The organism is Halomonas sp. TD01 (assembly GCF_923868895.1).
GTDB lineage: Bacteria > Pseudomonadota > Gammaproteobacteria > Pseudomonadales > Halomonadaceae > Vreelandella.
Genome location: NZ_OV350343.1, coordinates 2,977,712 through 2,989,922, shown reverse-complemented (window position 1 = coordinate 2,989,922; position 12,211 = coordinate 2,977,712). Strand labels below are relative to the sequence as shown.

Genomic DNA, 12,211 nt, shown 5'->3' with positions numbered 1-12,211 from the left:
GTAAACAGCGGCGATCACACCCAGCCACTGATCTTAGAGCGTGGCTACACCGCCACGGGCCAGTTGGATCACATCGCATTGCGCAGCCCCCACAGCGCCGGTGAGCAACACTACCTCAATAGATAGCGCCCTTAGCCATCTCAATATGCTAAGCGCCTCTCTGCACCTGCCGTTTTAGCGGCTCCCTTCAGATGCCTGTTCAGGTGGCGTCCATACAGGCTCTTCTGTTTGATTTAGCTCATCCCAGCCGTGCTGCATGGACGTACTCAGCGCTTCTTCCAGTTTCATAAACAGTTCGCCATAACGCGGGCTAAAGTTAATACCTTCCTCAATTTCTTTCCAGGCTTCAAACAGCTCATCTTCATGGGCATTTTCGTGCTGCTCAAAAGAGTCGGTCATCTGCTTAGCACGCATGGGATGTACACCCATTGCCGTTAACGTATGTCCGCCCAGCTCTAGTGCAGAGTGATAAACCTCTCTGGTCACATCGTCAGCGCCCGCTTCGCGAAGCTGATATCCATGACCACGATCAAATGCACGCGCCAATACCCAAACGTTGGGATAGTAATGCTTTACGTGCTTCACCATATCAACAGCCCGCTCGCGATCATCAATCGCCACCACCATCACTCGCGCATGTGCAATACCCGCGGTTTCTAAAAGGTCTGAACGACTGGCATCGCCAAAGTAGCTCTTAATACGAATATGGCGAAGGAGTTCAATTTGCTTAATCTCGAGATCCAAGGCCACGATGGGAATATTATTTGCCCTTAGCAGACGGCAAACAACCTGCCCAAAACGACCAACACCGGCGATAATCACCGGCGCTTGTTCTTCGATCTTATCGGCATCGCGCATGTCGTTTTCAGCTGTTTGGTAGCGCGGCAACACTAAGCGGTCATAGGCAATAAACAACAGCGGCGTTACAAACATGGAAAACGCGACAACCAGCGAAAGTAATTGCGATACATCAACAGGAATAACGTTGCTCTGCACGCTGTAAGTTAACAGCACAAATCCAAATTCCCCTGCCTGGGCAAGGCTTAACGTGAACAGCCAGCCATTACTGCTTCGAACACGAAACAGTAATGCCAAACCAAACAAAACGATGCCTTTTACAAGAATAACGGCGATTACGAGGGCTACTACCGTTGACCACTGCTCGGCAAATACCTGAAAGTTTATCCCTGCCCCTACCGTGATAAAAAACAGGCCCAACAGGAGCCCCTTAAACGGCTCAATATTGGCTTCAATTTCATGTTTGAATTCGCTGTTAGCGAGTACGATACCGGCTAGAAACGCACCAAGCGCAGGGGATAAATTGACAATCCCCATCAACGCAGCAATGCCAATCACTAGCATTAATGCGGCAGCCGTAAACACTTCTCTCAAACCTGAAGAAACCACATAGCGAAACAGTATAGGGCCAAGGTAATGCCCACCAATAATCACGATACCGATAGCCCCAACCACCACCAGTCCGTGGAGCCATGCAGACATACCCTCGACAAGGCTAAGACTGCCATGTTCAGCATAATTGCCACCTTCTCCCATTAGCTCGGGCAGCGCCAATAGCGGAATCAACGCCAACATCAGAATCACCGCGATGTCCTGAAATAGCAGCACCGAAAATGCACTGCGCCCGCCTTCTGTTTTCGTGAGCCCTTTTTCGTTTAAGGTTTGCAGCACAATCGCCGTTGAGGAGAGCGCAAAAATCAAGCCTATGGCTAAAGATGTTTGCCAAACAAGCCCTAGCCACCAGGCAATAGCGGTACCTGCAGCGGCGGTTATCAGCACCTGTAAACCACCCATCCCTATCAATCTCACCCTCATGGCCCACAACCCTTTTGGGTCAAGCTCCATACCGACTAGAAACAGCATCATCACAACGCCGAACTCAGCAAAGTGCTGAATTGTTGTGGTCTCCTGGCCTACCAGTCCCAGCACAGGTCCAATCATTACCCCTGCGACCAGATAACCCAGCACCGAACCAAGTCCAAACCGCTTGGCAAGGGGAACGGCAATCACCGCTGCGATAAGGTAGATAAACGCTTGAATAAAGTAGCCAGTCATTGGGTTTCCTCAAATTGACACAAACGGCTTGACTTCGCTGAGCAATAAGATACCGTACTAGTACGCTAGTACAGCATTTTATTCACTTATTTTAGTGGCAATACGGTGGCCTCACTCTATGTCATTTTATGATGACCATCAGGCTGATTTAATACGCTATTTGCTTGCCATTGACTCGCCAGAGGCAATGAACGAGGCACTAGCCAGCCTGTTAACGCCCGCAGAGTACCAAGAAATCAGCAAGCGCCTACAGATTTTTAAGCTTTTGCGTGAAGGTGTCCCCCACCGCAAAATTGCCGAAACTCTGGGCGTTGGTATTGCCACGGTTTCCCGCGGCTCACGCGCCTTAACTGCATTACCCACTTCAACGTTACCCACTTCGATATCGTCACCCACTTCACGGACCGATTAATCATGACGACGACTACGCCTACTTCATCAGGTCCACAGCCTTTTACGCTGCCGCGCAAGCCTCACTACGTCACCCTGGCGGCGGACTGTGACTTTTTTGCACTGTTTCAAAAAATTGAACGCCAATTTGATACCTGCTACATGCTGGAATCACTGGGTGAAGATAGCCATATGGCACGCCACTCCATTATTGGCTTTGATCCGGAATACACGCTTTACGCCAATGGCAGCACGCTGACCATTGAAGATCGTGACGGTAATGCAAACCACTATCCAAGCGATAACCCTTATGAGCTGCTGCGCAGCTTGATCCCGCAGAATATTATTTCTCGTAAGTATGCGGGTGGGCTAAGCGGTTATCTTGGTTATGACGCTATGCAATACTTTGAGCCTTCGTTAACGTTGAAAGCTAGCGACGATTTCGACACGTTTCGGTTTGGTCTTTATAAAGACGGTTTGATTCTCGACAAAATGACCGGGGAAGTGACCTATTTTTATTACGACAACAGCCGGTACGAGTTTCTGCAAACCTTGATCGACGCTGATGATTTACCCCCTGGCTCGTTGCATATCACCTCGCAGGGCGACACCATGAGCCGCGAAGAGCACGCCGAAGCGGTAGCCAAGGTGAAGCAGGACATCATCGACGGTAAGGTTTTCCAGTGCGAAGTCGGCTTTAAAAAGCGCTTTAGTATTAAAGGCGATACGTTGGCGCTCTACGATCAGTTGCGCACCATTAACCCGTCGCCACAGATGTACTACGTGAAATTCGGTGAGCAAAAGCTGATTGGCGCAAGCCCGGAACTTCTGTTCAGGCTACGCCAGGGCGAGATGGAGACCTTCCCGCTGGCAGGCACCACCACTCGTGGCAAAACCCCTCAAGAAGACACGCAGTTAGCTCGTGCGCTACTCAACGATCCTAAAGAGATTGCCGAGCACAATATGATTGTGGATCTACACCGCAATGATATTGGTCGGGTGGCACAATTTGGCACGGTGAAAGTACGTAGCCTAATGGACATCAAGCGCTTTAGCCACGTGCAACATATCTCCAGTGAAATTGTCGGCATTATTGCCGAGGGCGAAGATATGTTTACCTCCCTCGCCAGCAACTTCCCTGCGGGCACGCTGACGGGTGCGCCAAAAATCGAAGCAATGAAAATCATTGATGATTTAGAAATTGACGGTCGTGGCCCTTACGGCGGCGCGGTTGGACAGTTCTCTTTTAACGGCGACTGCACCTTTGCGATTCCCATTCGTACGGTCTTTGTAAATGGTGAAAGCGCTTACGTGCAAACTTGTGGCGGCAACGTGTTTGATAGCAACGCCGAGGATGAATACGAAGAAATTCGCCGCAAATTTGCTGGCACCCGTAAAGCCCTTGCCCCTTTTATGAGCGCGGATATGGACATGGAGAGCCAAGCATGAAGGTGCTAATTATCGACAACTACGACTCCTTCACCTATAACCTGTATCAATTTATTGGTGAGATCTTGACCACGGAGAAGAACCGCGGCGAGTTGCCCCATTTCGAGATTATTGTTAAGCGCAATAACCAAATCGATTTCAAAGCGATCGAAGCCATGGCGCCTGATCGCATTATAATCTCTCCTGGCCCTGGCTCGCCGGATGATCCGCGCTATTTCGGCGTATGTGCCGAAGTCATCGAGAAGTTAGGCAAAACCACGCCACTATTGGGCGTGTGCCTTGGCATGCAGGGCATTGTGCACGTCTTTGGCGGTAAGGTAGTGAAAGCACCACTGCCGATGCACGGCAAAATTAGTCCGATCAACCACAACAATCGCTCGGTATTTAATGGCGTACCCGACCAGCTTGAGGTGATGCGCTATCACTCATTGATTGCAGACGCTCTCACCCTGCCCGACTGCTTGGAAGTGACCGCAACAGTAGGCGCACTAGATGCTGACAAGTTTGAGCAACGCAGCCACTGGCAAACAGTAGATGAGTTTGAACTGATGGGCGTAAAGCACCGTGATTACCCCATTCACGGCATTCAGTTTCACCCCGAATCGTTTGCTACTGAAGGTGGCAAAGAACTGATTGCTAACTTCTTATTTGCCTGATCCATCAGCTTGTAGGTATGCAATAGTTTCGGCTCTAAAGGCGGGCGCTCCTGGTGCCCGCCTTTCTATCTAACGTTTCCCTTTCGCACGACCAACACGGCCTTTACCAACTGGCTTAGCCCCAGCTTTGCCTTTTGCGCTAGGCTTACCCGCGCCAGCAGCTTTGGCCTTGGGGTGTGGGTGTGGTTTACCCGACGCTCTGGCCTTTGGGCCAGTACGCACTTTACCGCTGGCGGCTTTTTTACCCTTGGATGGCGGTTTGCTCCCAACCGCTTTAGCACCCGGCTTAGCCGGTTTCTGGCGCCCCTTCGCAGCTGTTTTTTTAGGTTTGTTAGCGCCTGCCCCCGAACTGTAATCAGGCCGTGCGGACTGGCTCTTGTCAGGCACTGCCTCTGAGCGTTCCGTCAGCGCGACAATGGTATCTATCTCTTTAGGGGTTAAATCCCGCCAGTCACCCAGGGCCAACCCTTGCAGGGAAACATTCATTATTCGTGTGCGAACAAGCTGAGTGACCTCGTAGCCAAAGTACTCGCACATACGGCGAATCTGGCGGTTCAGCCCTTGCACCAGCGTAATAGTGAACACAAACGTCGACGCTTTGGTCACTTTACACTTTTTAGTCACCTGCCCCAGGATCGGCACACCCTTTTGCATGCCTGCAACAAACTCATCGGTAATCGGCTTATTGACCGTTACCACATACTCTTTTTCGTGATTATTATTGGCGCGCAGGATTTTATTAACCAAGTCGCCGTTATTGGTCAGAAAGATAAGTCCTTGTGAGTCTTTATCCAGCCGCCCGATAGGAAAGATGCGCGTGCCGTGTTTCACGAATTCAACAATATTGTCTTTTTCGCTGGACTCGGTAGTACTGACAATCCCCACCGGCTTATTTAGCGCAATAAGTACTAAATCCTCTTCTTCCTGAGGCTCAATGTCCTGACCGTTGACCTTAACCCGATCACCCGGCACCACTTGGTCGCCTGTCGTTGCCCGACGCCCATTAATCCAAACGTTGCCTTGTTCAACATAGCGGTCAGCCTCTCGGCGAGAACACAAACCGCTTTCGCTGATGTATTTATTGATGCGGGTAGATTTTCGTAACGACATAAAACGCCATAGGCAAAAGTGTGGTGAAGTAATTAAGCAAAATTCAAAAGCTAACGTTAAAGATCCAACTAGAAGCCGGACCCAGGCTGTTTAAGAAACTCGCTCTCTGCTGGCGTAGATACTCGGCCCAACACTTCGTTTCGGTGGGGATAACGACCAAAGCGGTCAATGATCGCTTTGTGACGAATCTCGAAATCCAAGTTGTTCTCTAACCCAGGCTGATCAAACAGCTGCATTGCCACCTTATGAATAGCGGCAGACTCACTGTGCATATAAGGCATGTATAAAAAACTACGCTCGACGGGAGCCAGTTCGTTATCGACCGCTAATGCAACAGCTTCCTGTGCAAGCGCTAAGGCTAACGCATCACTGGCGAAGGCTTGCGGGTGGTCACGGTAGATATTTCGAGAAAACTGATCCAGCACAATAATTTCAGCCAGCCGCCCTCGAGCAGTACTGCGCCACTCATAACATTCACAGGCAGCTGCTTTGCTCAGCAGAGGGCCAAACCGCTGAGTAATCTGCTGATCCATCGACGTGTCTTTTTTAAACCACTGCGCTGGTGTCAATTCATTAAACCAAAACGATAGTACTGACTGAGCATCCTTTATCATCGCGCCCCCATTCCTAGTAAGGTGATGACGACGCCGTCACACGTAGTGACGGCGCACGCTTTTCTTAGCCCGTATTGCGTAAACCTGCTGCAATACCGGCCATGGTCACCATAAGCGCACGGGAGAGATCTGCGCTAATGGCGCCATCGGCATCCCGATTACGCTGTAGAAGTTCCGCTTGCAAGCCATGAAGCGGGTCGATGTAGGGGTTACGCACATCAATCGCTTGGCGAATCAGCGGTGTGTTTTCAAGCAGCTTCTCTTGCTGAAGGATATCCAACACGACGTTTTCAAGCCGTTCAAAACGCTCACGTAGCTTCTGACCCAGCGCTTTCAGTGAAGGCTCATCGACTAGGCGGTGCTCATAGTAAGCTGCAATCGCTACGTCCGCTTTGGCCAACAGCATCTCTAACATATCGAGATAGGTGCCAAAGAAAGGCCACTGACTGCGCATTTCTTGCAGCACTTCCCGGCCACCTGGCTGCTCTAGGCGTCGCGAGAACGCCTCACCACTGCCCAACCAAGCAGGTAGCATCAAGCGAATCTGCGTCCAGGCAAAAATCCACGGAATCGCTCGTAAGGTTTCCACGCCACCATCCTGGCGACGCTTGGTTGGCCGAGAGCCGAGCGGCAGCCTACCCAATGCGCCTTCCGGCGTGACAGCACGGAAATACGGGACAAAATCGGGGTCTTCCCGCACTACGCCAACATAGGCTGCATGGGCTACTTTCGCTAGCTGGTCCATCTCTTCACGCCACTGAGGCTCAGGTGCGGGCGGTGGCAATAGCGTCGCTTCCATGACCGCACAAGCGTAAATTTCCATAGAGCGCAGTGCGATATCTGGCTGACCAAACTTAAAGCGAATCATCTCGCCTTGCTCTGTCACTCGTAGGCTGCCATTCACCGAACCCGGCGGCTGGGAAAGAATCGCCGCATGCGCAGGGCCGCCACCACGACCAACCGTGCCACCTCGGCCATGGAAAAGCGTTAAATCTACGCCATGTTTGTCACATACATCGACTAACGACTCTTGGGCACGGTACTGTGCCCAGGCAGCAGCAAGCTGCCCGGCGTCTTTAGCCGAGTCTGAATAGCCAATCATGACTTCTTGACGGTCTTTCGCCAGAGCGCGGTAACCCGGTAGCGCCAGCAATTGATCGATAACATCGCCCGCATGGTCAAGGTCGTTCAGGGTTTCAAACAGCGGTGCGATGGGCAGCGTGACTTGGCCCCCAACTTCTTTCATCAACAGCGCAACGGTTAATACGTCCGAAGGCTCGGCAGCCATGGAGATAATATAAGTACCCAACGCTTCAGCATGCTCTTGAGCAATCACTTTGAAGGTATCGAGCACTTCGCGGGATTCTGCCGAACACTCCCAACGGCGTGGGATTAGCGGCCGCCTTGATTCTAGCTCAGCGAGCAGGAACTCTTGGCGCTGAGCTTCGTTCCAGTCCTGATAGTGCCCCAAGCCCAGTGCACTGGTGAGTTCTTCCATTACCTGGGCATGGCGACTGGCCTCCTGGCGCAGGTCAAGCTTGGTCAGCGTGACACCGAACACCGCTACGCGACGCAAGGTGTCAAGCAGCGCACCGTTGGCGATGGTATCCAGCCCGACATCACACAGTGAGCGGTAGCATGCCAGTAGCGGCGCGTAGAGTTGGTCGCGGGTTTCAATAATTGGTCCGCCGTCATAGTTACGGCCATCCAGCTCTGCTTTTGCCCAGTCGCGTGTGGCTTCCATTTTATTCAGCAGACGCTTGAGCAGCTCACGGTAAGGCTCGGCAACTTCTCCTACCTCTGCCTTCAAAGCGCTGTTAGCTTTCCACATTGAAAGCTCGGTTTTCAGCTGTTCAAGGTCGCGTAAATAGAGATCGGCGGCCATCCATCGGCCCAATAAGAGCACCTCTCGCGTCACCCGAGCGGTGACATTTGGATTGCCATCTCGGTCACCGCCCATCCAGGAAGCGTAGCGAATAGGCGCGGCATCTAGCGGCAAACGCTCTCCGGCAGTATCGAGTAATAAATTATCCAAATCGCGATGGAAGTCTGGCACTGCCTGCCATAAGGAGTTTTCGATAACCGCGAAGCCCCATTTGGCTTCATCAACGGGGGTTGGCCGTTCATGACGAATCTCATCGGTATGCCACGCCTGACTGATCAACTCTTCCAAGCGCCCCTGGGCGCGAGTGCCACGCTCTGGATAGTCTTCAGAGCTTTCAATCGCGGTCAGGCATTCGTCGATAGCATCGTATTTTTGAATCAACGTGCGGCGGATAACTTCTGTAGGGTGGGCAGTCAGCACTAGCTCAACGCGCATACTAGCTAGGGTTTCTACTAATTTACGGGGTGAATTACCTGCCTGCTGTGCACGGCTTAGCAGTTCACCAAGCACTGGTTGGGAGCCTGGCTTGTAGTCTTCCACCCGGCGAAAGCGCGCCCGATAGTGCTGTTCAGCAATATTGGCAAGGTTTAAAAACTGGTTAAATGCGCGAGTAACTGGCAGTAGGTCGCGTTCGGGCAACTGGCGTAGATACTCAATGAGCTCTCGCTGCTGCAATGAATCGCCCTGGCGTCCCCGCTTGGCATGGGCACGAATCGTTTCAATTTTATCAACAAATGACTGGCCTAAATCATCAGCAATCGTACGGCCCAGGCTATCACCGAGAATACGCACGTTATCACGTAGCGATTCGTGTAGGTCGTGACTCATTGGCATGGCCTCCTTGCGGGGTCGCATTAGTTGTTAAAAATCAGTCATTAAGGGGTAAGCATCTTTTCTTGTGCTTTAGCGGCTTGCCAGTGGGCTTCCATCTCGTCAAGCGAGGCGTCGGTTAGCGGACGCGCATCGGCGGCAAGCTCGCGTTCTACATAGCGAAAGCGGCGCTCAAATTTGGTATTTGTGGTACGCAAGCATTGTTCGGGGTCAGCACCCAAGGTGCGAGCTAAATTAGTCACTGCAAACAACAGGTCGCCGACTTCTTCTTGAGCGTGCTGCTGGTTGCCCTCGGCTAGGGCTTCTTCAACTTCAGCCAGCTCTTCACGGATTTTGTCCAACACGCCGCGAGCATCTGGCCAGTCGAACCCGACCCTGGCGGCGCGCTTAGAGAGTTTAGCGGCACGACTAAGCGCAGGCAGCGTACGTGGAACATCGTCAAGTACAGAGGGCGTGTTTTGCTGTGCACGCTCGGCACGCTCATCGGCTTTGAGCGCTTCCCAGCGCGAATTGACTTGCTGGGTTTGTACGTCCTCCGCACTTACTCCAGGTGGGCGCCGTGACACTAGCGTGCCATCAGGAAATACATGCGGATGACGTCGCAACATTTTCGCAGTCAATGTGTCGACGATATCGTGAAAGTCGAAGCGCTGCTCCTCGGCACCAAACTGGGCGTAGTACACCACTTGGAACAGCAGGTCACCCAGCTCGCTCGGCAATTCATCAAAAGCGCGTCGCTCAATAGCGTCAGCAACTTCGTAAGCCTCTTCCAGCGTATGGGGCACGATGCTGTCCCAATCTTGCTTAATATCCCAAGGGCAGCCCTGTTCCGCATTGCGAAGTACCGACATCAACGTCAGCAGATCATCTACGCTATAACGCATCAGGCACCTCCTTTACGGGCGTTTTTCTCCGGGTCGGCATTACGCAAGCGGCGCACTTCGGTGACGTTGGGCAATTGCTGAATACGGGAAAACAAACGGCCTAACGATTCAAGGCCGTCGACTTCCAGCGTGATACGCAGTCGCGCAATCCCCTCGTCAGTATCCGTCAGCGTGTTCACTGCTAATACATTGACCTTCTCGTTGCCTAATAGTCCGGTCACGTCGCGCAGCAGCCCAGAGCGATCCCACGCTTGAATTTCAATGGTAACGGGGTAGCGGGTGTGGGCGCGTTCGCCCCACTCTACTTCGATAATGCGTTGGGGCTCTTCCATACGCAATTGAAGGATGTTGCTACAGTCCTGGCGATGGACGGTGACACCGCGACCTTGGGTAATAAAACCGACAATCGGCTCACCTGGCACTGGCCGACAGCAGTTAGCCATGCTGGTTTTTAAGTTACCAACACCCAGCACGGTGATATCGCTTTTCGTTGCTTTGCTTGGCTGACGACGGGGCTTCGCCAGCAGCCGGTCCAACTGCTCTTGATCATCTGTTTCACCAAACAGCTGCTGGGCTTGATGAAGCACTTGACCAATGCGCAGATCGCCCGCGCCAAGAGCCGCATACATATCGTCGGCGTTTTGGTAGTTAACAGCACCGGCTAGCTTAGCAAGATCAAGCCCTTCAACATCCAAGCGACGCATCTCACGCTCGAACAGCGCCCGCCCTTCATCTAGGTTCTGGTCTCGAGCTTGGTACTTAAACCACGCCTGAATTTTGGCCCGCGCGCGCGAGGTGCGCACATAGCCCAAACTGGGGTTTAACCAGTCGCGGCTGGGGCCGCCTTTAGTGGCCGTTAAAATTTCGACTTGCTGGCCGGTTTTTAACTTGTAGGTAAGCGGTACTATCCGACCATTAATCTTGGCCCCACGGCAGCGGTGACCAATTTCAGTATGCACGCGGTAAGCGAAGTCGATAGGTGTGGCGATACGCGGCAGGTCAATGACATGACCATCGGGAGTGAACACATAGATGCGATCTGGGGCAACGTCGCTGGAAAGCCCTTCACGCAGATCGCCAAAGCCACCTACTTCATCTTGCCACTCAAGCACTTGGCGCAGCCAGGCAATTTTTTCTTCATAGCTGCGGCTTTTAGCATTGGTATCATGCCCTTTATACCGCCAGTGTGCACACACACCTAACTCTGCTTCGTCGTGCATAGCAAAGGTGCGAATCTGGATTTCCAGCACCTTATTTTCTGGCCCCATCACGGCGGTGTGTAGTGACTGGTAACCGTTTTTCTTCGGGTTGGCGATATAGTCATCAAACTCGTTGGGTACATGATGCCAACGGGAGTGAACAATCCCGAGTACCGTGTAGCAGTCGGCCACATCAGGTACCAAAATGCGCACTGCACGCACGTCGTGTACCTGGGAAAAATCAATCCGTTTGCGCTTCATTTTGCGCCAAATCGAGTAAATGTGCTTGGCTCGCCCGTCTACGTCGTAATGGTGAATATTCTGGGCTTCCATCAAGCTCTTGATGGTTTCCACCACGTCATGAATGTAGCGATCACGATGTAAGCGCTTTTCAGCCAGCAGCTTAGCAATCGCTTTGTACTCTTCTTCATGCAGATAGCGAAACGACAGGTCTTCAAGTTCCCACTTGATTTGACCTATCCCTAGCCGATGAGCAAGCGGCGCATAAATATCGGCAACTTCACGTGCTACTTGTAGGCACTTTTCACGGGGCGCGTCTTTTACTTGGCGCAAGGCGCAGGTACGTTCAGCAATTTTGATCAGTGCAACGCGAACATCCCCGACCATGTTCACCAGCATTTTGCGTAGGTTTTCCTGCTGGTTATGCTGACCCATACCATGGTTGGGCGCTAGTGGATAGCTAATGGCCGCCATTTGCAAAACGCCATCAATCAACTTAGCGACTTCTTCGCCAAAACGTTTGGTAACGGCGTCTATACTCATCAGCCCTTCACGAACCGCGCGATATAGCACGGCAGCCTCAAGGGTTGGCTGATCAAGCTTGAGCTCGGCCAGTATGTCGGCCATTTCCAGCCCCATTCGAAAACTTGAACCTGGCGAGAGCCACACACGGTGGGTTTGCGGTGCCTCTCGCTCCAACTGTTCAGCAAGTTCACATGCTTGCAACAGTCGTTCGGGTTCCCGTAGGCGCACATCCTCTTGAAGGCGCGCTAACCACTGCTGTATGTCCACCTTTCCGCTTTCGGTAAGCGGCTGGTCTTCACGCACTTTCACCATGACAATGATTCATCCTTTCAGGGTGACGGCTATCCATTTTCCA

Annotated in this window: 9 protein-coding genes; 3 read left to right on the top strand and 6 right to left on the bottom strand. The window is 52.2% G+C overall.

Annotated elements, in window-relative coordinates; translation table 11 throughout:
• Positions 1–174: 174 nt before the first annotated feature.
• Positions 175–2,073 (bottom strand): monovalent cation:proton antiporter-2 (CPA2) family protein, encoded by a 1,899-nt coding sequence (locus L1X57_RS13385; RefSeq protein WP_009722100.1) that lies wholly within the window; start codon positions 2,071–2,073, stop codon positions 175–177.
• A gap of 118 nt (positions 2,074–2,191) precedes the next feature.
• Between L1X57_RS13385 and L1X57_RS13380 the strand changes: the two genes are divergently transcribed.
• Genes L1X57_RS13380 through L1X57_RS13370 form a run of 3 tightly spaced genes read left to right on the top strand, consistent with a single transcriptional unit; the run spans position 2,192 to position 4,568 of the window.
• Positions 2,192–2,485: a Trp family transcriptional regulator gene (locus tag L1X57_RS13380; protein WP_009722099.1), complete on the top strand. Its 294-nt coding sequence runs from the start codon at positions 2,192–2,194 to the stop codon at positions 2,483–2,485.
• Between the two features lie 2 nt (positions 2,486–2,487).
• Complete coding sequence (locus tag L1X57_RS13375; RefSeq protein WP_009722098.1) at positions 2,488–3,912, top strand: anthranilate synthase component I family protein; 1,425 nt, start codon at positions 2,488–2,490, stop codon at positions 3,910–3,912.
• On the top strand, positions 3,909–4,568 hold the full coding sequence (locus tag L1X57_RS13370; RefSeq protein ID WP_009722097.1) for an anthranilate synthase component II: 660 nt from the start codon (positions 3,909–3,911) through the stop codon (positions 4,566–4,568). Before L1X57_RS13375 ends, L1X57_RS13370 begins: the two co-directional genes overlap by 4 nt.
• 69 nt (positions 4,569–4,637) lie before the next feature.
• Here the strand turns inward: L1X57_RS13370 and rluF are convergent, their stop codons facing one another.
• The 5 genes from rluF to relA all read right to left on the bottom strand — a co-directional run bounded on the left by rluF (position 4,638) and on the right by relA (position 12,168).
• The gene (gene rluF / locus L1X57_RS13365; RefSeq protein ID WP_009722096.1) at positions 4,638–5,678 is read right to left on the bottom strand and encodes a 23S rRNA pseudouridine(2604) synthase RluF; all 1,041 of its coding nucleotides are present in this window, start codon (positions 5,676–5,678) and stop codon (positions 4,638–4,640) included.
• Positions 5,679–5,746: 68 nt separating this feature from the next.
• The gene (locus tag L1X57_RS13360; RefSeq protein ID WP_009722095.1) at positions 5,747–6,292 is read right to left on the bottom strand and encodes a DUF924 family protein; all 546 of its coding nucleotides are present in this window, start codon (positions 6,290–6,292) and stop codon (positions 5,747–5,749) included.
• A 64-nt stretch (positions 6,293–6,356) separates the two neighbouring features.
• Positions 6,357–9,005: a phosphoenolpyruvate carboxylase gene (gene ppc, locus L1X57_RS13355; RefSeq protein ID WP_009722094.1), complete on the bottom strand. Its 2,649-nt coding sequence runs from the start codon at positions 9,003–9,005 to the stop codon at positions 6,357–6,359.
• A 47-nt stretch (positions 9,006–9,052) separates the two neighbouring features.
• Complete coding sequence (mazG, locus tag L1X57_RS13350; RefSeq protein WP_009722093.1) at positions 9,053–9,892, bottom strand: nucleoside triphosphate pyrophosphohydrolase; 840 nt, start codon at positions 9,890–9,892, stop codon at positions 9,053–9,055.
• Positions 9,892–12,168 (bottom strand): GTP diphosphokinase, encoded by a 2,277-nt coding sequence (relA, locus tag L1X57_RS13345; protein WP_009722092.1) that lies wholly within the window; start codon positions 12,166–12,168, stop codon positions 9,892–9,894. The genes mazG and relA overlap by 1 nt, the downstream gene beginning before the upstream one ends.
• Positions 12,169–12,211: the final 43 nt, after the last annotated feature.